18 protein-coding genes are annotated in these 22,829 nt (G+C 70.0%); 11 read left to right on the top strand and 7 right to left on the bottom strand.

Annotated features, from left to right (window positions below; all coding sequences use genetic code 11):
* Nucleotides 1–129 precede the first annotated feature (129 nt).
* Together OG371_RS09725 and OG371_RS09720 are read right to left on the bottom strand one after the other, a co-directional pair.
* Nucleotides 130–936 (bottom strand): ETEC_3214 domain-containing protein, encoded by an 807-nt coding sequence (locus tag OG371_RS09725; protein WP_329067737.1) that lies wholly within the window; start codon nt 934–936, stop codon nt 130–132.
* A 76-nt stretch (nt 937–1,012) separates the two neighbouring features.
* The gene (locus OG371_RS09720; RefSeq protein ID WP_329067735.1) at nt 1,013–1,543 is read right to left on the bottom strand and encodes an Rv3235 family protein; all 531 of its coding nucleotides are present in this window, start codon (nt 1,541–1,543) and stop codon (nt 1,013–1,015) included.
* A 130-nt stretch (nt 1,544–1,673) separates the two neighbouring features.
* Here OG371_RS09720 and OG371_RS09715 point away from each other — a divergent pair, with 130 nt between their 5' ends.
* Entirely contained in the window at nt 1,674–2,882 is a 1,209-nt protein-coding gene (locus OG371_RS09715) for a hypothetical protein (RefSeq protein WP_329067733.1), read from the top strand.
* 421 nt (nt 2,883–3,303) lie between these two features.
* On the opposite strand, the gene OG371_RS09710 is transcribed toward OG371_RS09715, so the two are convergent.
* Nucleotides 3,304–3,567, bottom strand: a complete 264-nt coding sequence (locus OG371_RS09710) for a hypothetical protein (RefSeq protein ID WP_329067732.1) — start codon at nt 3,565–3,567, stop codon at nt 3,304–3,306.
* 202 nt (nt 3,568–3,769) lie between these two features.
* Here OG371_RS09710 and OG371_RS09705 point away from each other — a divergent pair, with 202 nt between their 5' ends.
* Nucleotides 3,770–7,015, top strand: coding sequence for an AfsR/SARP family transcriptional regulator (locus OG371_RS09705; RefSeq protein ID WP_329067730.1), 3,246 nt, complete (start codon nt 3,770–3,772; stop codon nt 7,013–7,015).
* On the opposite strand, the gene OG371_RS09700 is transcribed toward OG371_RS09705, so the two are convergent.
* The 4 genes from OG371_RS09700 to lxmK all read right to left on the bottom strand — a co-directional run bounded on the left by OG371_RS09700 (nt 6,989) and on the right by lxmK (nt 10,434).
* A complete protein-coding gene (locus OG371_RS09700) occupies nt 6,989–8,212 on the bottom strand; it encodes an MFS transporter (RefSeq protein WP_329067729.1) in 1,224 nt (407 codons plus the stop codon). The genes OG371_RS09705 and OG371_RS09700 overlap by 27 nt on opposite strands.
* 22 nt (nt 8,213–8,234) lie before the next feature.
* A complete protein-coding gene (locus OG371_RS09695; protein ID WP_329067726.1) occupies nt 8,235–8,393 on the bottom strand; it encodes a hypothetical protein in 159 nt (52 codons plus the stop codon).
* Between the two features lie 92 nt (nt 8,394–8,485).
* Nucleotides 8,486–9,382 carry a T3SS effector HopA1 family protein gene (locus OG371_RS09690; protein ID WP_329067724.1) on the bottom strand — a complete coding sequence of 299 codons (897 nt, stop codon included), beginning with the start codon at nt 9,380–9,382 and terminating at the stop codon, nt 8,486–8,488.
* Nucleotides 9,379–10,434 carry a class V lanthionine synthetase subunit LxmK gene (lxmK, locus tag OG371_RS09685; RefSeq protein ID WP_329067722.1) on the bottom strand — a complete coding sequence of 352 codons (1,056 nt, stop codon included), beginning with the start codon at nt 10,432–10,434 and terminating at the stop codon, nt 9,379–9,381. The genes OG371_RS09690 and lxmK overlap by 4 nt, the downstream gene beginning before the upstream one ends.
* A 43-nt stretch (nt 10,435–10,477) precedes the next feature.
* Between lxmK and OG371_RS09680 the strand changes: the two genes are divergently transcribed.
* From OG371_RS09680 to OG371_RS09640, 9 genes are all read left to right on the top strand, one after another.
* Complete coding sequence (locus OG371_RS09680) at nt 10,478–11,218, top strand: GNAT family N-acetyltransferase (protein ID WP_329067720.1); 741 nt, start codon at nt 10,478–10,480, stop codon at nt 11,216–11,218.
* Nucleotides 11,219–11,353: 135 nt separating this feature from the next.
* Nucleotides 11,354–12,403, top strand: a complete 1,050-nt coding sequence (locus OG371_RS09675) for a ParB/RepB/Spo0J family partition protein (RefSeq protein WP_329067718.1) — start codon at nt 11,354–11,356, stop codon at nt 12,401–12,403.
* Nucleotides 12,404–12,618: 215 nt separating this feature from the next.
* Nucleotides 12,619–13,833, top strand: coding sequence for an MFS transporter (locus OG371_RS09670; RefSeq protein WP_329067716.1), 1,215 nt, complete (start codon nt 12,619–12,621; stop codon nt 13,831–13,833).
* Nucleotides 13,834–13,843: 10 nt separating this feature from the next.
* Entirely contained in the window at nt 13,844–15,124 is a 1,281-nt protein-coding gene (locus OG371_RS09665) for an ATP-grasp domain-containing protein (protein WP_329067713.1), read from the top strand.
* Nucleotides 15,125–15,155: 31 nt separating this feature from the next.
* The gene (locus OG371_RS09660) at nt 15,156–15,983 is read left to right on the top strand and encodes a transglutaminase-like domain-containing protein (protein WP_329067711.1); all 828 of its coding nucleotides are present in this window, start codon (nt 15,156–15,158) and stop codon (nt 15,981–15,983) included.
* Between the two features lie 9 nt (nt 15,984–15,992).
* Complete coding sequence (locus tag OG371_RS09655) at nt 15,993–20,147, top strand: AMP-binding protein (RefSeq protein WP_329067709.1); 4,155 nt, start codon at nt 15,993–15,995, stop codon at nt 20,145–20,147.
* A 24-nt stretch (nt 20,148–20,171) separates the two neighbouring features.
* Nucleotides 20,172–21,428: an aspartate aminotransferase family protein gene (locus OG371_RS09650; protein ID WP_329067707.1), complete on the top strand. Its 1,257-nt coding sequence runs from the start codon at nt 20,172–20,174 to the stop codon at nt 21,426–21,428.
* Nucleotides 21,429–21,513: 85 nt separating this feature from the next.
* A complete protein-coding gene (locus OG371_RS09645; RefSeq protein WP_329067705.1) occupies nt 21,514–22,218 on the top strand; it encodes a PIG-L deacetylase family protein in 705 nt (234 codons plus the stop codon).
* A gap of 31 nt (nt 22,219–22,249) precedes the next feature.
* Nucleotides 22,250–22,813: an SRPBCC family protein gene (locus OG371_RS09640; RefSeq protein ID WP_329067704.1), complete on the top strand. Its 564-nt coding sequence runs from the start codon at nt 22,250–22,252 to the stop codon at nt 22,811–22,813.
* The last annotated feature ends 16 nt before the right edge of the window (nt 22,814–22,829 follow it).

The raw sequence follows: 22,829 nt of genomic DNA, 5'->3' as shown, positions 1-22,829 counted from the left end.
CGGTATTTCGTTGAAAGCCGTGGCATCATCGTGCCAGCTTACAGCTACGTACAGTTCGTGCGACAGGTTGCCAAATCTCCGCTATTGCACACTTCCAGCAGTAGCATCGACGTGTACCATTGAGGCCGACTACGCCAGCCGTCGTTCAACCAGTTCGTAGCGAGGGCCGAAGTTTCCACCGTCCGGTCCTATACCGTTGCTATCGCTGATAGTAACTGTATTGACGACCGTTTTGGCTCGGGACTGTCGAACATTTTCTTGGTCGGCCTCACTTAATCCTTCATACCAACTTGGCGGTAGTCGCATGCTGTCGGTCTCAACTGGTATTTCGATAGAGATCGCTTCTAGGTGGCCCGTGCCCATGACGTTGTAGCTGCAAATCCAGTGCGCATATTTTCCCGGCCGCCCGACGTAGCGATTTTCGCCGTACTCATAGTACGAGGCACCTCGAACCAGGTAGACATCGGATATCTCGCCTGGGAGGTCGGCGAACCTTGTTGAGCCAAGTTTAACTTTGAAGGTAGATGAAGTTCCCTTGGGGCCACCCATCTGAAGCTTTGGTTTAAACCGCCGGCTGCACGAGGTAAGCGAGTAGCGAACCACCGTTTCATCACTGGAAATAATCGCCTGCAAGTATCCATCTGTAGAAAGTGGCCACACATACTCGATAGTGTCTTCTCCTGGGCTGACTGTTACCACTCGTTTATATGCAGCTTTGCCAAATAACTCAAAGAGGTAGTCTACTTGCAGCCCCAGACTCAACTGACGATAGAGCTTCAGCCAGCGTCGGCGCCGCCCGAAAGTACCCCGCCAGAGGTCGAGTAGTAGTTTGCCAATGGCTAGTGCCGCCACCAACGAACCTGTGTTTTTCAGAATCGGCACGGCGACATCTGTCGCATGCCGCCAGATGACGGGCAGATCTGCGCTGATGCTCATCGGCACAGTATCCACTACATCAGGTGTTCTGGGCTCTCCAGTTCGTGCGCTGTGGCTCCGTAGCCTCAGGCATGACCTACCAGTGAGTCGGTATTCGATCATCGATCATCTTCATCATCACACACTGCCAGCCGTACCGGAGGCGATGAAACCGGGCTGCTACAGCACGGGCGCTCTGGCCATTTGCTGCCGTCCCATTTGCTTCGATGACTTCAGGCCGAGGCTTCTGTGTATGCAGAGTGTGCAGCCGGTAGCCCTGCTGCGTGCCACCCGGTGGTCGCATCCGTTTGCTCAATTCGTTGTACAGCGGCACTGAGATGTGTTGTTCGAGCTGGCGTAGCGAACGGCGGTCATCGAGCACTTCAACAAGGCCGCCCAATACCAGTGCGACTGTCCGCCGTTCCTTTGGTGTTGCTCGTTCAAGGTCTGGACAGGCATACGCCGATTCGGCCGGCGGGGTCGTCGCGATGATCTGTCGATGGCCGGGCATGACACGTAGCTGTTGTGCGTCAAGTGTCATATCTCTGGTCGCACGAAATACGGTTTCCAGTTGTGCCTCGCAGGCTCGTGCCTCGCCTCCTTCTTCGTAGTGGGTGAAGTTTTCCATCTGTTGTTCTCCGTCTAAAATTGCAATCTTTTTGCGAAATTCTGTTTGTACTCTTTGTTTCAGGGTCGCGGTAGCCCGCAAAGGGAAGATGTGTTTAAATACGAGTGATCAATTAAGCGAGGATACGAGCATGGTGGAACGACGACACGGGCCTACTGCTGCTGCCGACGAACTGGAGGATCTACTCTCGCCGCTGTATGAGGCTGGTTGGCAGACCCGTGATGACAGTTCATACCTGGAGACGACCCGAACGGAGGTAATGGCGTTGCTGAGTCTGGAGCGCAGTTGCATGGTCTTGGGCGTCCAGTACCGCCCGGCCGATAACGCGTTGCTCTTTGAATCGACAGCCATGCCTCAGGAGGTCACTGCTTCGGGACTGCTCACCGAGTACGACGTGTTCGACGAGCCGGTGACCGTTGACCTGTCCGGCAGCCTCGAACAACGACGTGCCCAAGTCGGTGACCTTGCCTTTCGGCAAGGGCTCCTCGAACCGACCTACTTCCAGGTGCCCTCGGATGCCGGTATGCAACGTGCTGAGGTATGGATCGGTTTGCTTCAGGATTACGTCGGTAACGACGTCCTTCGTGCCGTTGACCCTGCAACGATCGGGCGTCCTGGTCCGTTGACGGATACCAAGTGGCTCAGCGCAATGGTCTTGGTGCTGGGTGACCACTTGAGCTACGTCATGCCCGATGCCGTTCCGCGGATCGCTGCACTCGGCTTGACCCTGAGCTGTTGGCGAAACACCAAGGTTGAGGACTGGCACGCGGACGATGCCGGGCTCGACGTCTATGACGTGCTGATGGCCAAGCTGAACATTGCCACCAGCCGCGCCCTGATGCTCTGCATCGACGCGGATGGGGTGCATTGGGACGAGGTCCGCGAGGTGTTGTGCGATGCCGACCGCACCTTGCCGGACGGTCGCAGGTTGGCGGACATCTTTCAGCACGGTTGGACCGATATCCTGGCCTCTGTTGACGAGCACATCGGGTACTGGGAGCGCGCCGAAGAGCGGTTTGGAGCGGATGCCGTGCTGCGGTTGCTCACGCTGGTTGGCTCGGATGGAGCGACGCGCAACTGGTGGGGTCATAGCTGGTGGCCGACGCTCTGCCAAGAGGCGGTCACAGCTGCCACGGCCAAGGGCGTGGCCTTGCCAGGCGGGTATGACCAGGAAGGGGCTGCGGCCCTCGTTGACGCGCTGAGCGAGACGCCCGAGCTGCTGTCTGATGAGGTGCTGGAGTTCTGTATTGATCGGGTCGGTCTCCGGTTCGCTCACGCTGAGCTACCAACCCGGAGACTGGTCTATCCGGCCGACTGGATCGACGACGAGGACGTCTGAACCCCTGCGGACATGGCGAAGCCGCCCTGCCGTGACAGGGCGGCTTCGGTGGGCTCACGCGCGCTTGCGCACTCCATGCTTCTTCATGAGGCGTCGGACGCTGCGGGCACTGATTTGGAACCGCTCGCCAACCTGTTCAGCGGTGAGCTTGGTCCGGTAGAGATCGATCATGGCCTGTATCGCCTCGTCCGAGAGTCGATCTTCCAGGTTTCGCGAAGGCGGCCTAGCTACCACCGAATCGGGCTTAGGGGTGTCGGTGTCGTCGCCAACCTCGATCCGGCGCAGCGCGTCTACCAGGGGTTTTAGGAGATCGTCACGGTTCGAGTAACGACGGCAAAGCTCCACCGCAGTTCAAAGGCCGTCCACTTTGGAGTGGACGGCCTTTTGCGTTGCCCTGATGGCAGCAAGCACAGCAGCGCGGCTACTCGTCGAGGCTTTCGCCAAAGCGCATGAGCGCGTCCTGCGTCTTCTTCGATGACGTCTGTGAGTAGATCGGCATCGGCATCGGCATCGGTGCGCAGCGCACCGCTGACTGGCTGTTCGCGGTGTCGGCTGACGCGACCGGATTGCGGGTCTGCCGGGCGTCACCGGTGGGCACGGCGAGCGCGGTTTGGGACACCGCCACCCACAATGGTGGTTTCGGCCGCATCGGCCGGGGGTTTCGCCCCTTCTGGGTCCGGTCCATCGCTCGCCTCTCGCCTGGGCTACCACTGTGGTGCCCTGCCCTCCTGGGGGTGAACCTGCTCTGTTCGCGGCAATGGCGTTCGCGGCGTCTTGATCGGCCGTAACCATCCGTCGGACACGTAAAAGGCCTGGGTTGAGCGCTGCCGATGGTGTTTGCTGGCTACAGTTGGCTTTAGGACAGGGGCCGGCGCGGGGGATGGACGATGGAAGAGCTGAAGTTTCGCATCCTCGGCCCACTCGAAGTGGTCGCCGCGGGCGAGACCGTGCCGGTCAAGGCGCCGAAGCAGCGCGTTCTGCTGGCCATGTTGCTCCTGTCCGCGAACAGCCTGGTCAGCGCCGACGACCTGGTGGACCTGCTGTGGGACCAGGCGCCGCCGCGGGGGGCGCGGGCGACGTTGCAGACCTATGTGCAGCGATTGCGCCGGGCTATCGGCGACGCTGAGCGCATTACGACGATGTCCAACGGCTACCGCATTTCCGTCGAGCCGGGAGAATTGGACATCGAACGGTTCCGCGAGCTGTACGACCAAGCTCGACGGGCCAGGGAACCAGCCGAAGCGGCTCGGGTTTTGCGGGAATGCCTCTCGTGCTGGCGGGGGGCCGCCCTGGCGGACATCCCGTCGGACCTCCTGCGCACCGTGCACGCTCCTCGTCTGGAGCAAGAGCGGCTCACCGCGATGGAGCACCTGTTCGACGCCGAGCTCCAGCTCGGCCGGCATCGCGAACTGATCCAGGAGCTGCAGGCCGCGGCCGGCGCCGCGCCGCTGCGGGAACGGCTGCACGGCCAGCTCATGCTCGCGCTGTACCGCTCGGGTCAGCAGGCCGAGTCCTTCACGGTCTACAGCCGCATCCGGCAGGTGCTCGCGAGTGAGCTCGGCGTCGATCCCAGCGTGGAGCTCCAGAAAATCCACGAGCAGATCCTCGCGGGCGATCCGGCCCACGCCGCGCAGGTGTCGGCCGGAGCCCACGCCCAGGAGCTGGTTCCGCACCAGCTGCCCACGGCCGCGCCCGAGTTCGTCGGACGCGACCCGCTGGTGACCGAGATCGAGAACGTGCTGGTCGGCTCGGCGGTGGCGGTGCCGGTCATCGTGCTCACCGGGCTGCCCGGCGTCGGCAAGACCTCGCTCGCGGTCCGGGTCGCGCAGGGCAAGAGCTGCCACTACCCGGACGGCCAGATCTACGTCGACCTGCGGGGGCACGCGGCCGCCCCGGAGCTGACCCCGACCGAGGTCCTCGCCCGGTTCGTCCTCGCGCTGAACCCGGCGATCACCAGGCTCCCGGCGAGCCAGGAAGAACTCGTCGCGCTGTACCGCACTCTGCTGCGTGGCCGGAAGGTCCTCCTCGTCCTGGACAACGCGGCCGGCCCGGCGCAGGTGCGGCCCCTGCTCCCGAACGCCCCCGGCTGCGGTGTGCTGATCACCAGCCGGAACGAGCTGCGGGGACTGGTCGCCCTGCAGGGCGCCGTGTTGTTCCACGTGGGCGTGCTCACCAGCGAATGCGCACGCTCCCTGCTGGCCTTGATCGTCGGTGCGGAGCGGGTGCTGGCCGAACCCGAGGCGGCAGCCGAGCTCGTCGAGCTGTGCGGTTTCCTGCCGCTGGCGATCCGGATCGCGGCCGCCAATGTGGCCGGCCGGCCGGACTCGCCGCTGGCCGACTACGTCACGGAGCTGCGGCAGGGCAACCGCCTCACCTCGCTCCGGATCGTGGGCGACGAAGAAGCCGCGGTCCGCAACGCGTTCCAGCTCTCCTACGTCACGTTGGACGACGCCACCGCGCGGCTGTTCCGCCTGCTCGGCCTCGTGGCGGCACCGAACTTCCCGGCCGACGCCATCGCCGCGCTGGCCGGGCTGCCAGGTGCCGAGGTCCGGCAGATGCTCGAACGGCTGACCGTGGCGAACCTGCTCGTGCGGACCAGTGCGTCCCGGTACCAGCTGCACGACCTGCTGCGGGCGTTCGCGGCGGAGCAGTGCGCCGACGCCGACAGCGGAGCCACGCAGACGGCGGCTCGGGAACGGCTGCTCACGTTCTACCTGCACCGCACCGAGGCAGCGGGATCCTTGCTGTACCCGACTTACGTGCGGCTTCCCCGGCCGGAAGGGTTCGCGCGGACACCGTCCGATCTCTTCGCGAACCAGGACGAAGCCGTGGCGTGGATGGACGCCGAGTGCTTGAACGTGCTCGCGGCCGTGGTCGACGCCGTCGACGGTGACCTCGCGTGGCTGGCCTGGCTGCTCGTCGAGACGTTGCGGCCGTATTTGGTGACCAGCGGCCGGTATCGCGAAGAGGGGCTGGTCGCGTCTGCCGCCGCGCTTCGGGTGGCGGTGGCCCGTGACAACCTCCCCGCGATTGCCGCGATCCACTGCGCCATGGGATCGCTGAGCTTCCGGCACGGCGACAACCCGGCCGCCCTGCACCACTTCACGGAGGCGCTCGCCGCGTACCGGGCCGCACAGCACACCGAGGGGCAGGCCAACGCCCTGATCGCATTGGGCGCGCTGGACCGGGAAGTGGGGAAAGTCGACGACGGCGCCGCTCGGGTGCGCGCCGGCCTGGAATTGGCGGAGGCGACCACCAACGTGCCCTTGCAGCGGTTCGGCTGGCTCGGGCTCAGCTACGCCGAGTTGCTGCGCGGGAATCTGGACGACGCCGAAGCCGCCGCCCGCAGGACTCTCCTGCTGTGCGATCTTTCCGGCGAACGGGCCACCGAGGGGGACGTCCGCGGCATGCTCGGCGAGATCCTGCTGCTGCGCGGGCACTGCCACGAGGCGATCGCCGAGTTCACCAAGGCCCTGGAGCTGCTCCGGCGCGGCTCGGTCGGGCACTTCGAAGCCGACGTGCTCGGTCACCTTTCGCGCGCGTACCGGGAAGTCGGCGACCCGGCCTCCGCCGCGCGCAACGCCCGGCTGGCGCTGCGGATCGCCCGCAGCAGCGCGACGCGGGAGGACGAAGCCGACGCGTTGACCGCGCTGGCCGCGGTGCACTGCGTTCAGGACGAGTTCGACGAGGCGCGCCGGCACTACCGCGCGGCACTGGCCGTGTCCCAGGAGATCGCGTACCGCCGCGGGGAGATCGCCGCGCTGGCCGGGCACGCCGAGGTCAGCCGGCTGACCGGCGATGCCGCGCTGGCCGTGGTCCAGGCCCGCAAGGCGAAAGAGCACTGCGAGACCTCGGGGCTGCGGATCCTGGGCATGCAGGCGGACATCGTGCTGGCGCGGGCCGAGCTCGACCTCGGTGCGGTCGACCGCGCGATCGGCTGCGCGGAGTCGGCGCTCGCCGCGGCCCGGACGTTCGGCGCGCAGCTCGATCAGGCACGCGCGCTGCAGGCGCTGGCCCTGGCCCGCGAGGCCGCGGGCGACCCGGCTGCCGCGCGGGAGTGCCGGGACCTCGTCGAGGGCTGCCTGGCCGGAACCGAACTCAGCCGGTCACTGGCCGACGTTCGCGGTGGCTGATCGCGGGCGTTCGCCGACCCGCCGCCAGGCAAGCCCGATCAGGCCGGACACGACCACGCCGAGCAGACCGGCCGCCGCGATGACCGACGACGGCGAGAAGACCTCGGCGAGCAGGCCGTACACCAGCACGGCAACCCCTTGCACCACGCGGAGCAGCGCGAAGATCAGCCCGCTCATCTGGCCCCGCATGGACTCGGGGGAACCGGTCACCACGCCGGTGGTGACTGGCACCCAGAAGCAGGTCGCGGCGCCGTTGACGAACCAGATCAGCGTGTCGGCGACCAGGCCCGGGTGCCAGGCGCACAGGATGAACGGCGCCGCCGACGCCACCGCCAGCACGCCCAGCAGCTTCATCCGGGTCTCGGGGCGCACCCACCTGGCCACCGCCCACACGCCGGCGACCATCCCGACCGAGCCGACGCCCATCAGGGCACCGGCGGCGGCTTCGCCGTGGCCCGACTCGATCGTGTAAGGCGCGGCGAGCGAAGTCGCGACCATGCAGATGCCGGGCACGACGGCGAACCACATCAGCACCCGCAGCCGGCGGTCGGCGCGGATCAGCTGCGAGCTCGCGGCCAGCGAGCCCCACCAGCCGCTCGTCCCGCCCGCGCTCGGCCCGGCCACGGGACGCGGCCGGACCCCACGCCAGATCAGCAGTGCCGAACAGACGAAGGTGCCGGCGTTGATGTAGAGCGCCGTGCTCATGCCGAGCTGCTGCGCGACGGCTCCGGCTCCCGCGAACCCGACGCCGACCGCGAGGTTGGCCACCATGGTGTTAGCCGAGGTGCCGACCACGTACCGATCACCGGTGAGCACCAGCGAAAGCGTGGCGGTCTGCGCGCCGCGGAACGGCGAATCCAGCAGGCGCACCGCGATGAACAGCAGCCACAGGACCGCGAGCGGCAGCCCGCTCGTCGCCATCACGGCGACCAGCGCGGCGCGGAGCAGATCGGCCGCGATCATGACGGTCTTGCGGCTGAACCGGTCGGCGAGGCCGGCCAGCAAGGCCCCGCCGACCAGGTCCGGAAGGAACGTCAAAGCGTAGGTGATGGCCATCAGCCCGGTCGACTGGCTCGACGCGTAGACGCCGATCGTCACCGAGCCCCTGGCCAGGAAGTCGCCGGCCGTGGACAACCCGAAGCCGCAGAAGATGGCCCGGAATTCGGCGTTCGCGAAGACTTCCCGGAAAGTCGCCACCTCGTCCTCCCCCAGGTGCGCCTTATTCGTTCGTGGCCTCGGGCCCGGCCTCGGCGGAGTGGTAGAGGAAACCGGGCGTCGCGGTGTTGCGCGACACGGTGTGCGAACCGGCCGCCGGGGCGGAAAGCTCGGTCGACGTGGTGAATTCGGCGTAGGCCTCGAACAGTTCCTCGAAGTGCATGAAGCAGCCTTTCTGTGCGCAAGATCCTCTGGTGAGCACCAGACTGGATGCGGTCGGCCGGAATGACAAGTGAAAGACTCGTGTGAAACAGATCACAGGCGAGGGGAGGTAATGTTTCGGTAAATATCGCTCGTATCGACGTGGCCTGAGGTAAGGCTCTCGGTGAGCTCCTCGGCCCGCGTCCCGGGGCTGAGCAGGGCGTCCGCGAGGACGTGCGACCGGTGCTCCCCGAAGCTGAGACCTCGGAATTCGGGCCGCGGGTCCACCGGGTCCCAGGCCGCCGCGACGCCGTCAGCGAGCTGCCGAGCGTATGCGGAGACCGCATTTCCGAGGCCGGATCGTCGCGCCAGCACGCCGGCGATGTCCGCGGTGAACGGCCACGCTTCGCGCCCCAGGTACAGCACCAGCGCGTCGCGCCGCGGAAGGCGCAGGCTGATTTTCGCACGGAACGGAATGCGATTTTCTTCGAGGAAGACCAGGATCTCGTGCCACCCGGCGGTCGCGGTTTCCGGTTCGAGCAGATGCGCGTAGACGCGCAAGGTGTGGTCGGCCTCGGTCAGGCCGTGTCCGGCCGAACCGTCGACGAGCAAGAAGTCGGGGGCCAGGTTCGGCCGCACGCATCCCAGCTCGATCGCGGCGGTTTCTTCCTCGATTCCGGGCGTGATCAGGGAATCCGGGACGCGGACTCGCACTCCTTCGATTTCGACGATCGCCTCGCCCGCCGCGCGGGAGAGCACGCGGCCCCGGGCGGAGGTGGACTCGTGGGGTACCGCGGCGGTCAGCGCGGTCCGGAAACCGGGCGGTTCGGGCGTGCTCGTCGTCCGGCCCACGTGGAAGTGGTCGTACAGGGCCCCCGCGAGTTTCGCCCGCAGCTCGGGCCGGCTCGCCGCGTGCAGCTCTTGCCCGGCGACCACGGCGAAGTTCCGCTCGAGGTCGACCTCGACGTCTCGCACCGCGTCGAGCAGCGACTCGGCCGACGGGCCGGTCACGCGGTCAGCCCCAGCGTGGTGACGAACCGCTCCGGGTCGAGCAGCACGGCCCGGCCGATGCCTGCCGCCGCGCGTTCGACCGGGGCGAGGCGCGCCTGCCCGTGGGCGGCCGCGACGACGCGGTCGAACTGGTGCCAGCCGGCGAACGCGGCCGCGCGCCGGGCGAGACCGGCGTCCTGGCCGGGACTCTCGCCGCGACTTCGGTACGCCTGCCAGAAAGCCGTGATCAGCGGCCGCACGGCGGCGAACTCGGCGGTGCCCCGGGCGACGATCTCCCGGTGGTCGGGCGCACCGCCGGATTCGGCGATCCGCAGCGTGCTCCGGTACAGCCATTCGCCGGCGAAGGCGCCGACGTCCCGCGCGGGATCCGCCAGCCGCAGCTCGTCCCAGTCCGCGAGGTGGATGTCGTTGCCGCGGAACAGGAATTGGTCGAGCCTGAGGTCGCCGTGTGTAGGCGCGAGCGGCACGCCCGTGGTCTCGCGCAGCCGCCGGATCGCCGCGAACAGCGCGTCGTCGCGCTGGACCAGCCGCCACAGCTCGAGCTCGGCGGCGCACGCGATGCGGAACGACTCCAGCGGAAGGGCTTCGAGATCACGCAGCGGGGGGAGCTGGGGAGGGGTGGTGTCGAGCCACGAAGGCGGCTGCGCGTGGTGGAGCCCGGCGACCATCCTGCCGAGAGCCGCCGCGGTGGCCTGGTCGAACTCGCCGTCGTCGGCCAGCTCCCGGCCGTCGCGCGCGGGCGTGATCAGCTCGTAGACCAGAATCCCCGCTTCCCGGTCCCATCCCCGGCAGCGCGGCCGCGGCACGGGGTGCCAGCCGGCGGACTCCAGGGCGATCAGCCGGCCGAGCCGGGCGGTGCCGCCGGGGGAATCGCGCTCAATTCGCTTGATGAACACTCCGGCACCCGACTCGGTGGCACCGGCCCAATTCCGGTGCCGCCCCGCGAAAGTTCCGGTTATCGAGGAGAGCGCACCCAGCCCGAGTTCGGTCAACAGCGAATCGACAATCGCCCGTTCGGCACTACCGGACTCGCTGATGTTGGCCCCCTTCATCCCGATCATGTTAACCTCGCCGCCGGTATAAGGATAGGGAGCCATGGTGCGCGAGTTTTGCATCGACACTGACGGTGTTCCGGTTGTTTCTTATCTCCGGCGGGAGGTCCAAGGACAACCCTGGGCGGACCGGATCGAAGTGCTCTCGCCCGGCGCCGCCGAGGTCGTCCTCCGGGAAATGTCCGGCTGGCTGGCGACCGGCCCGCGGGCGCTCGCCGACGAACTGGTCACGCGGGGAGCCCGGCTCACCCGGGCGACGCAGCGCATGACGTGCGACCTGTCCGTTCAGCGCCCGCCCGAAGAGTGGGCGACCCGGGAACCGGACCGGCCGCTGCGGCTCGAACCCGCCGACCGGCCCGCCGAGGACCTGGTTTCCGCCTGGAGCGCGGCGTACGCGCCCGGCCACGCCGACTACCGGCCGGAGTACGCGGACGCCGGCGTGGTGCTCGAGCGCATCGAAGGCCTGGTGGCCGGGACGACGTTCGGGCCGCCGTCCCCCTTGAGCGGCCTGGTCTGCGACGGCGACACGGTGGTCGCGGGCCTCCTGGTCAACGACTTTCCCGGCGACGTGCCGTGGGGCGGCCTGCTGATCACGGACCTCTTCCGGCACCCCGCGTACCCGGGCACCGGCACGCTCCTGCTGCGGCGCACGCTCGCCCACGCCGCGTCGGCCGGCGTCGGGGTCCTGGGCCTGGTCGTGACCGACGGCAACCCGGTGCACCGGTTGTACGAGCGGCACGGGTTCACCGTCTTCGAGCGGCCGGCGACCGTCAGCATTCCCTGAGAACCGGCTCTGACCTGCGCGGACACGGCGGCGTCTGCGAAACGTCTGCGGCGTCGGCGAAGCTCTTCGCAGGGATCTGGGGCGGGGGTGCGAGCCGGTGGCCGCCCTCCCGCCGCGGCCGAGGGGAGACGTCACGTGTCAGCACCGCTCATCGAACGACCCGGTTTGTCCAGCACACCGGAAAAGGTGCCGATCGCCCGGCTGGCGAGCGGCGATTCGCCGCGGACCTCCGGCGAGGAGGCCGAGCACGTGAAGCTGCTCGCCGAGGCGGCGGGCGCGTTGCCCCCGATCGTCGTCCACCGGGCGACGATGCGGGTCGTCGACGGGATGCACCGGCTCAAGGCGGCCGTCCTGCGGGGTGCCGACACCATCGACGTGGTGTATTTCAGCGGCGACGACAGCGACGCGTTCGCGCTGGCCGTCGAGCTCAACCACGCCCACGGCCTGCCGCTGTCGGTGACCGACCGCAAGGTCGCCGCCGCGCGGATCATCACCTCGCACCCGGCCTGGTCGGACCGGCGCATCTCGGCGGTCACCGGTCTTTCGGCCACCACCGTCGCGACGATCCGGCAGTGTTCGACCGCCCGGATCGGGCAGTCGAACACCAGGGTCGGGCGCGACGGCCGGCTGCGGCCGCTGGACGGTGCCGAGGCCCGCAGGCGAGCGGCGGCGGTGATCACGGCGAACCCGGCGGCGTCCCTGCGTCACATCGCGAAGGAGGCCCGCATCTCGCCCTCGACCGCGCGGGACGTGCGGGACCGGCTCGCCCGCGGCGAGGAACCACTCACGCCCCGGCAGCAGAACCCGGGCCTGACCAGTGGTTCCACCCCCGGTCCGGACCCCGCCCCGGCGGAGTACCCGCCCGGGGTGAGCGCGATCGAGGAGCAACGGGCCCGGCGCAAGGGCGGCCGGGGACCACGGCGGGGCGGGCCCCGGGACGCCTCGCCGGCCGAGTTCGTCGCGCTGCTCGCCCGGGATCCGTCGTTGCGGCTCACCGACGCCGGCCGGTCGCTGCTGCGCTACGTCGGCTGCGTCGCGGTCGACGACGGGCAGTGGGACGAGATGGCGCGCCGGGTGCCGGCGCACCAGCGCGAGACGGTGGTCCTCCTCGCCCGGGAATGCGCCTCGGTCTGGCAGGTTTTCGCGGAACGGCTGGAGCGCCAAGTCGCCGTGGCTGTCGAGTAAAGGCCGGCGAATACCTCGGTGATTCCACGTGGTGTTCGACTGACCGTTCCGGGCAGTCGAACAGGAAAATTCAACGGAAATCGCCTTTCCCACGCCGGTGAATAGACGCCGAACGCGCGGAGAGGATAGTGATTACGCCGGGCATCCGGGAAAGTCCGGGTGGCGTCGAAAACCGTTTTTCGTCCAGCCCAGTTTCGCGATCTCGGAGGACCTCCATGCTCGACCTCAACGCGTACCGCCGGGTGCTGGCGGTGCCCCGGTTCCCCGCGTTCCTGGGGCTGGGGCTGCTGCTGAACCTTCCCAGTACCGCGGCACCCGTGGTACTCACTCTGTACTCCGCCACCGAGGTCCGGAACGGCGACTTCGGTGCCGCCGGCCTCGTGGTGGCCCTGTGGATGGCCGGCATGGCCGTCGGGTCACCGCTGCAGGGCCGGCTCATGGACCGGCGTGGCCTCCGGCCGATCTTCATCGCGGCAACCTTGGTCCACGCGGCGTTCTGGGGGTGTCTCGTGGTGGTGCCGTTTCCGGTGCTCGCCGTGACCGCGTTCGTCGCGGGCATGTTCGTGGTATCGGGCGGCACCATCACGAGGCTGGCCGTGAGCGCACTCGTTCCCGAAGACCGCAGCCACACCGCGTTCGCCCTCAGCTCGATGCTCACCGCCTTCTCGGTGCTGGTCGCCCCGGCGCTGGCGGTGGTGATCGCGACGCAGGTGAGCGGCACCGCCGCGGTGCTGGCCGTGGGCGCGGCGTTCGTGCTTTCCTGTGCCCTGCTGGCGGGCCGCCGGCTCCCGGCCGAGCAGCCGACAGCCGCGGGCGGGGGTGTCCGGTCGGTCCTGAACGCCAAGCTGGCCCTGGTGTTCGCCTGCGCGACCGCGGTGGGCGTGATGACCTCGGGCAGCGACGTCGCACTGCTGGCCACGCTGAAGTCGGTCGGGCAGACTGCGTGGGCGGGCGCGGTGATGGCCGTGTGCGCGGCCTGCTCGCTTCTCGGCGGCCTGGCCTACGGCACCCTCAAACGGGGCTGGGCGCCGGCCCCCGTGGTCGTCGTCATCGGGCTCGTCATGCTCCCCGTCGGGATCTGGGCCGACTGGCGCTGGCTGATTTTCGCGTTCATCCCGGTCGCTTTGCTGGTCTCCCCGGTGTTTTCGGCGATCGCCCAGGTCGCGGGCACGCTGACTCCGCCCGGTTCGCGGGCCATGGTCATGAGCCTCTTCGGGACGGCCGTGATGGCGGGCAACGCGGTGGGGCCGCCGCTGGCCGGACTCGTCTACGACCACAGCACGCACCAGGTCAGCTTCGTGGTGATCGGCGTCGTCGGGGTCCTCGTCGGGTTGCTCGCCGCGCGCCCGTTGCGGGGGCTGATCAAGCCGGGCAGCACACAACCCGCCGCGCCCGCGGAAGAACCGGTCTCCGCCGAATCAGGGAAATGAGGATCGAACGATGTCATCAGCACGCCGGGTGGTCGTGGTCGACGCGTACGGCACGACGAAGCCGCTGGCCACCGAGTTCCGCGCTGCGGGCGTGGACCTGGTCAGGGTGCAGAGCGGCCCGGCCGTGCCCGCGCTGTTCCGGGGACGGCCCGTCGACGGGGCGGACTACGTGGCCGACATCGTCCACGACGGTGACCTCGCCGCCACCCTGGCGAAGGTCCGGGCGCACGAGCCGATCGCCGTCGTGGCCGGCGAAGAACCGGGGATCGAGCTCGCCGACCGGCTCAGCGCCGGGCTGGGCCTGCTGACGAACGGCGTCGAGCTGAGCGAGGCCCGCCGGGACAAGTACGAGATGATCGAGGCGGTCCGGCGAGCCGGCCTGACCACGATGCGGCAGATCCGCCCGCGATCGGCAGAGGAAGTGTTCGAGTGGCACCGCTCGATCGGCGGCCGGGTGGTCATCAAGCCGCTGCGGTCCACCGGCGGGGACGGGCTGCACTTCTGCGACACCCCGGAGGACTCCGCCGCCGCGTTCGACAAGGTCGTCGGGGCGGTCAACCTCTACTCCGAACGCAACGCCGGAGTCGTCGCGCAGGAGTACCTGCGCGGCACCGAGTACTCGGTCAACACCGTCAGCCGCGACGGCAAGCGGCACGTGACCGACATCTGGCGCACCGCGCGGATCTCGGTCAACGGCATCATCGACTTCGCGAACCAGGTGCACCTGATGCGGCGCCGGGGCGAGGTGCAGGACCGGCTCGCCGACTACGCGGGCCGCGTGCTCGACGCGCTGGACATCCGGCACGGCCCGGCGCACCTCGACATCAAGCTGACCGAGGCGGGCCCGGCGCTGGTCGAGGTGGGCGCGCGGCTGTGCGGCGGCCGGGTGCCCACGTTCACCCGGGAACTGCTCGGCGAATCGCAGATCGACCTGACGGTGGACGCTTACCTGAACCCGCGGCGGTTCCACGCGCGGACCGGCGGCGACTACCCGGCCGGGCGCCACTTCGCGATCGTGCCGATGGCCTGCCCGGTCGAGGGGACGCTGCGGGCGTACCGGCACCTGGACCGGATTCGCGAGCTGGAGAGCTTCCGCGAGGTGCTCGTGTTCGTGCAGCCGGGCGAGCGGATCGTGCCGACCACCAGCGACCTGCTGCCGCTGCTGGTGTTGCTGGAGCACGACGCCGAGGAAACCGTGCTGCGGGACGCGGGCACGATCAACTACCTCGACGGTGACGGGTTCTACGAGCTGGAGCCGGAAGCCGTCGCGGTCGAGCCGGCTGCGCGCTGACGGCCGGCTCGGGCAGAAAGGTCTTGAGGGCATGACATTCGAGCTGGACTTCTACCGGCGGCAGACGGAAATCACCGATCCTGGCGACCTTTCCGGGCTGTACAAGGGAATCCCCGACGACGTGGCGGAGCTGATCACGCTCATCCAGAACGTCGCGATGCACCGTGACGGCGCGTTGTGGCGGTTCGGCGTCATGTTGTCGGACCAGCGGTACGCCGAGGGGGAGACGCGGAAGGTCCGCGACATCCTGGCGCTGCTCGGCGGGTTCGCCGAACGGCCGCCCGAGGACCGGTTCGGGGCGACGTGCCGGGATTTCTGCGTGCTGCTGGTGTCCATGCTGCGGCACCGGGGCGTGCCGGCCCGCGTGCGGGGCGGGTTCGGCAACTACAACTGGATCTTCGGCGCGCCGAAGCTGTTCGACGACCACTGGGTGGTCGAGTACTGGACCGCCGGGCACGGCTGGCGGCTGGCCGACGCGCAGGTCGGCGGCTCGGCCATGGCCGACTACCGGATCGGCTTCGACCCCGTCGACGTGCCGCGCGACCGGTTCGTGGTCGCCGGGCAGGCCTGGCTGGACGCGTGCTCGGGGAGCCGCGATCCCGAGACGTTCATCGTGAGCGGGCTTCGCCGCCGCGGCCTGCCGGTGATCGGGCCGACCGTGGTGCGCGACCTGGCCGCGCTCAACGGGGTCGAGGTTTTTCCTTGGGACGAATGGGGAATCATGACGGTGCCCCACGAGCGGCTCGGCGCCGACGAGCTGGCGCTCCTGGAAAGCGCGGCGAAGATCAGCGCCGTGGGCGGTCCGCTCGACGACGTGCGGCGGCTCTACGACACGCAGCCGGCGCTTCGGGCCGAGTGAGCCCCCCGCGTGAACACACACCCTTCTTCGGTTCCCGAGCTGCTCGGCCGGCAGGCGGCAGCCCATCCCGACCGGATCGCGCTCAGCGACGACACCCGGTCCTACGACTACCGGACGCTCGCGCGGTCCGCCGCGCACGTCGCGGCGCGGCTCGCCGAGCGTGGCGTCGGGCGGGGCTGCCGCGTGGTGCTGCTCGGGCCCCGGGACGCACGGCTTTGCCTGCTGCTGTACGGAGTGCTGTGCTCCGGCGCCGCGGCCGTGGTCGCGAGCGACGAGTGGAGTGAACCCGAGCTGCGCCGGCGGCTGACCGCGATCTCGGCCGACTGCGTGGTGACCAGCGGGCCCGACGTGCGGACTCCGGGCGGCCGGCCCACCGAGGTCGTGGACGTCGACGCACTCGCCGGGCTGCCACCCGCCGGCCCCTCGGCGATCGAGCCCCCGGAAAGCAGCGACCTGGCCTACCTTTCGTTCACCTCGGGCTCGGCCGGCGCGCCCAAGGCCGTCGCCGTCAGCCACGCCAACGTCGTGCACTACGCACTCGCGCTGCGCGAGCGCCTCGGGCTCACCGACGCCGAACCGCCGTGCGTGGCGCACCTGACGACGCTGGCCGCCGACCTCGGGCACACCTCGTGGCTGCTCGCGCTGGCGACCGGCGGCCGGGCGCACATCGTGCCGGACGAGCGAACCCGGGATCCGCAGGCGTTCTGGCGGTCCGTGCGGGCCGCCGGGGTCTCGATGCTGAAGACCACGCCGACGCACCTCGAGGCGTTGCTGGACGGGCGGCCCGCCGGAACTCCGGCGCTGGACACCGTGCTGCTCGGTGGGGAAGCGCTTTCGCGATCGTTCGCCGGCCGGCTGTTCGACGCGGCGGTCGCCGGCCGGGTCGTGAACCACTACGGGCCGACGGAGACAACGATTGGCGCGACCTGTTTCGTCGCCACCTCCGCGGCGGGCCTGCCCGCCGACGAATCGACCGTGCCGATCGGCACCGCGCTCGGCCGAGGGGTCCTCCGGCTGATCGACGACGGCGGGCACGAGGCCGCCACCGGGCAGGCCGGCCAGCTGCTCATCGGCGGCCCCGGCGTCAGCACCGGCTACTTCGGCCGGCCGGACGAGACCGGAAAGTCCTTTGTGGACCATGATGGCGAGCGGATGTACCGCACCGGCGACCTCTGCCGTCGCCGGCACGACGGCGCCCTCGTCTTCCTCGGCCGCGCCGACCGGCAGGTGAAGATCCGCGGCTTCCGCGTCGACCCGGCCGAGGTCGAGCGGGCCATCGACGAGTGGCCGGGCGTCACCGGCTCGGTGGTGCTGACCCGGACTTCCCCGGCGGGCAACCAGTTGCTCGCCGCGGTGCGGCTGGCCGGCGCCGGCGAGACCGTGCCGGACGCGCTGCGTGAGCACCTGCGGGAAAGGCTTCCCGGCTACTCGGTGCCGACGCCGATCGTGGCGCTGCCGAGCTTCCCGGCGGGCCCGAACGGAAAGCTGGACCGGTCCCGGGTGCTCGCGGTCCTGGACGAGGTCATCGCCGGCCGCGCCGCGCGGACCGAAGCCGCGGCTCCGGCCGACTCACTGCTCGCCGACGCCATCGCCGGCCTCTGGGCGGGCGCACTGGGACTACCCGAGTTCTCCGTCGACGCCGACGTGCTCGCGCTCGGCGGCGACTCGATCCTCGCGATGCGCACGATCGCGTTCCTGCGCCGGCAGGGCCACCGGGTCACCTTCGAGGACTTCTACCTCCGCCCGACGCCGCGGTTGCTCGCCGCCGGGGCGGCCCCGGTCCAGGAGGTCGCGGAACCGCGCCGGACCGGCCCGGAGCGACTGGTGCTCGCGCCCGCTCAGCGCTGGTTCTTCCACCAGCGGCTCGAGGAACCCCAGCGGTGGAACCAAGTCGTGCTGCTGGAGTGCGGCCGGCGCGTCGAGCCCGCGGCGCTCGGGCAGGCCGTCGGCGCCGTGCTGGAGCGCCATTCCGCGCTGCGCCGACCCGTCGGCGCGGACGGCCCGGCGGCCGAAGCACGGGCGGTGGCCGATCTCGACGTCGTCTCGTTCTCCCGGCTCCCGGCCGAAGCGGACCAGGTCGCCGCCGACGTCGAAGGGCTCTGCGCCCAGCTGCAGCGCAGCATGCAGCCGGCCGCGGGGCGCCTGGTCCGGGTGCACTTGTTCCGCGGCGAGGGCGAGGTGCCCGACCGGCTGGCCGTGCTCGTCCACCACCTCACCGTCGATGGCGTGTCCTGGCGGATCCTGCTGGACGACCTCGCGCTCGCCTACCGCGCCGCGCTGGCCGGCGAACGCTCGGACCTTCCGCCGACCGCCGATTTCTACCGCTGGGCAACGACTTCTCCGCACGGAAACGCTTCCACCCGACCGGCGGCGAGCGAGCCGAACCCCGGTACGACCCCGGCCGCGTTGAGCTGGGCGCTGGACGAACCGGCCACCGCCGGGCTCACGGCACGCTTCGGTCGCGGCCAGCGGCTGGAAGCGGCCCTGCTCGCGGCGTTCGCGGGCGCGGCCGCCGACTGGTTCCACCGCCCCGGACTCACCGTGGAGGTGGAGACGCACGGTCGTGACGTCGGGTCCGCCGAGCACCTGGACACCGTCGGCTGGTTCACCGCGGTGAAGCAGGTCGAGCTCGCCGGGGCCGACGCCCGCGATGACCACCTCGCCCAGCAGCGGGTCGCCGAGGTGGAGCGCCAGGTGCGCGACGCCCGGCTGCTGCCGATGGACGTCGGCGGCACCCGGCCGAAGATCGGCTTCAACTTCCTCGGCGCCTTCCGGCTTCCGGACGAGCCGGCACTGCGGTGGAGCGTCGCGGCCGAGTCGCCCGGGGTCGCGCGGTGCCCGAGCGGCGATCCGGTCCACCGGCTGCACCTGACCGCCCGGATCGTCGACGGCCGGCTGGTCACGGACCTCGTCCACGCCGTGCCGGCGGTGTCCCCTCGCGGTGCCGAACGCATCATGGCCGCGTTCGGCCGCGCGGTGGCGGCGGCCGCGGGGGCCGGGACGTGCTCGGCCGCGTCGGCGGTGCCGTCTCCTTCCGGCCAGGTGCTGTACCCGGGCCCGAATCCGCGGCCGGCACGGTGCCGGGTGCTCGACGAACCGGCTCGGGTCTTGCTCACCGGCGCCACGGGTTACCTCGGCGGGCACTTGCTCACCGAGCTCACGGCACGCGGCGCGCGCGTCACGTGCCTCGTGCGGGGCGGGCACGACGGCGGTGCGACGCGGCTGCCGGCCGGCCGGCGCGTCGAGGTCGTCGCCGGCGACATCACGCAGGACGGGCTGGGCCTGTCCGCAGCCGGGCGGGCCGCGGTGCGCGACGTCCGGGTCGTGGTGCACGCCGCCGCCGACGTCCGGCTCGTCGCCGCCCCCGCGGAGCTGGCCAGGACGAACACCGCGGCCGTGCGCCGGGTGCTCGACTGGCTGGACACCGAGACCGACGGCGTGCGGTTCCACCACGTCTCCACGCTCGCCGTCGCGGGTTACGCCGACGGGATCCCCCGCGGGTTCCGGGAAACCGAGCTGGACATCGGCCAGCGGTTCCACAATTCCTACGAGCGCTCGAAGTTCGACGCCGAGAAGCTGGTCCGGGCGTGGGCCTCGGCCGGTGGCCAGGCGTTCGTCCACCGCAGCGGGCACATCGCCGCGCACAGCCGCACGGGAGCGTTCCAGCGCAACGTCGCCGACAACCGCGTCTACCAGCTCATCCGGGGCTACATCCTGGCCGGCGCCGCGCCGCGCCGGCCCGCGACCAAGTTCGCCTTCTCCCACGGGGACACCGTCGCGGCCGGCATCTCCGCGCTGGCTCTGCACCCGCACACCGCCCCCGGCACCTACCACGTCGAGACGCCCTACGAACTGCCCCACGACGAGCTCGTCGGCTGGCTCGGCGACTGCGGGTACCCGGTGGCGCTCGTCGACGACGACTCGTTCGCCGAAGCGATCGACCGCGTCGAGGAACGGCATCCGATCGCCGCCCGGCAGGCCGCCGCCTGGTCGCAGCTGCCGGACCGCAACGTCGTCGCCGACTCCGCGTACACGACCTCGACGCTCGCCCTGGCGGGCGTGCGCTTCGCCGAGCCCACCCGGGAGTGGTGGGCGGCCGCGCTGTCCTGGGCCGAGCGGGCCGGGTTCCTCGACCCCGCGCCCGTCTCGGCCCGAACCTCCTGACCGACGCAGTTCCCGAGGAGATCCATGTCGCACCTGTCCCCGATCCTGCGCCAGGCGACCCCGGTCGTGGCGGTCCGCGGCGAGGGTGTCCACCTGTTCGACGCCGCCGGCCGCCGCTACCTCGACTTCACCGCGGGCGTCGGGGTGACCAGCACCGGGCACTGCCACCCCCGCGTGGTGGCGGCGACCCAGCGGCAGGCTGCCACGCTGGTGCACGGCCAGTACACGACCGTGCTCCACGAACCGTTGCTGGCCTTGACCGAGCGGCTCGGCGAGGTGCTGCCCGCGGGCCTGGACACGCTGTTCTACGTCAGTTCGGGCAGCGAAGCGGTCGAGGCCGCGCTGCGGCTGGCCCGGCACGCGACCGGGCGGCAGAACGTGATCGTCTTCGACGGCTCGTTCCACGGCCGCACCATGGGCGCCGCCGCGCTGACCACGGCCGGCACGCGGTTCCGCGCCGGGATCGGCCCGCTGATGCCCGGCGTCGCGGTCGCGCCGTTCCCGTACGCCTTCCGGCTCGGGATGACCGGGGAGCAAGCCGTCGAGCACGCGCTGGCCGGTCTGGACCACGTGTTCGCCACGACGAGCGCCCCCGAGGAGACCGCCGCGATGTTCGTCGAGCCCGTGCTCGGCGAGGGCGGTTACGTGCCCGCCCCCGCCGGATTCCTCGACGGGCTGCGGGAACGCGCCGACCGCCACGGCGTGCTGCTGGTGCTCGACGAGGTGCAGAGCGGCTTCGGCCGGACCGGCGAGTTCTGGGCGTTCCAGCACCACCTGCGGGGCGTGCCGGACATCCTGGTCACCGCGAAGGGGCTGGCCAGCGGATTCCCCCTGTCGGCCATCGCGGCGCCCGCCGAGCTCATGGCCCGGGCCCGGCCCGGGTCCCAGGGCGGCACTTACGGCGGCAACGCCGTGTCGTGCGCCGCCGCGCTGGCGACCCTGGACGTCATCCGGGACGAAGGCCTCGTGCCCCACGCCGCCGAGCAGGGCCGGCGGCTGCTGGCCGGGCTGCGGGAGGTGGCGGCCGGCGCGCCGGGGCTCGCCGACGTCCGCGGGCTCGGCCTGATGGTCGGCACGGAGTTCTGCGGGCCGGACGGATCGCCCGATCCCGTTGCCGCGCAACGGGTTCAGCAGGCCGCGGCGGATCTCGGGCTGCTGCTGCTGACCTGTGGCACGCACGGCAACGTCGTCCGCATGATGCCGGCCCTCGTGGTCACGGCCGAGCAGATCGACGAAGCCGTCGCGTTGTGGTCGGAGGCTGTGCGCGTAACCGTTGCGTGACAGTTCGTCGAATAGTGCAGAGTTGTGTCTGCGTGCAGTTTTTGAACACCTGGTCGACCACAGAGGACTGTGTTAGAAAATGCGGGTGAATCTCATCGAGTTTCCCGAAGATTGGCATTCCGCATTGGTGGTGGTCGCCCATCCCGATGACGTCGAATATCCGGGTGCCGCCCCGATCGCCCGCTGGACCGCGCAGGGAAAAGAAGTGGTTTACCTGATCGCCAGCCGCGGGGAAGCGGGCTTGGGCGGACTGCCGCCGGAGGAAGCCGGGAAGATCCGGGTCGAGGAGCAGATCGCCGCGGCGGCCGTCGTCGGCGTTTCCGTCGTGGAGTTCCTGGACCACCCCGACGGGATGATCGAGTACGGGCTGGGGCTGCGCCGGGACATCGCCGCCGCGATCCGCCGGCACCGGCCCGAGCTGGTCGTGATCGGGAGCCACCGGGAGCTCAGCGGCAACGGCATGCTCAACATGTCCGACCACCGCGCCGTCGGGCAGGCCGCGATCGACGCGGTCCGCGACGCGGCGAACGGCTGGGTGTTCCGGGACCTGGCCGAGGAGCCCTGGTCGGGCGTGCGGCACCTGGCTCTGCTCGGCTCGCCGGACAACACGCACGCCGTCGACATCGGCGAGTGGTTCGAAAGCGGCGTGAAATCCCTGCTCGCGCACAGCGTGTACCTCGACCACCTCGGCACCAAGCCGAACGAGGTCGAAGCCATGTTGCGGAAATTCTCGACGGACGTCGCCGCGCAATTTTCGGGCCGCCCCGGAGTTGCGTTCGAAATGCTGTGAACCCGAACTCCCGAGCACGAAGGAAATCATCATGAGCATGACCGACGAGCTGACCGACGCCTTCTCGGCCTCCTGGGCACTGAACGCTTCGGTCACGATCGACTGCCCGGCCGAACGGGTTTACGACCTGGTCAGCGACATCACCAGGATGGGCGAATGGTCCCCGGAGTGCTACGGCGGCGAGTGGCTGAGCGGCACGCCCGGGGAGAAGGGCGCGCGGTTCCACGGGTTCAACCGCGAGGACGAGGCGGAGTGGACCAGCGAGTGCGAGGTCATCGCGGCCACGCCGGCGCGTGAGTTCGGGTTCACCGTCCTGGCGTTCTGCGGCGGCCGGCCCGGACCGGACACCCAGTGGGTGGGCGGCTCGCGGCCGGGAGACCAGACGTGGGCCTTCACCCTCCGCGAGACCGGGTCCGGCTGCGAGCTGACGCAGAGCCACACCATGAAGCTGGTCGGCCCGTTCTACCGCATGTTGCTGGAGGAGTCCGCCGAGAACGAGCGGCTGGACAGCGTGCGCCTGCGCCGGGACCACCTGCAGCACTCGATGGAGTCGACGCTGGCCGAAATCAAGAAGGCGTGTGAACAGCTCAGCTGACTGAGCCTGGGACAGA

Source organism: Amycolatopsis sp. NBC_01480 (assembly GCF_036227205.1).
Lineage (GTDB): Bacteria > Actinomycetota > Actinomycetes > Mycobacteriales > Pseudonocardiaceae > Amycolatopsis.
Note: the sequence above shows the minus strand (reverse complement) of the source record. Positions and strands in the feature narration are given on the sequence as shown.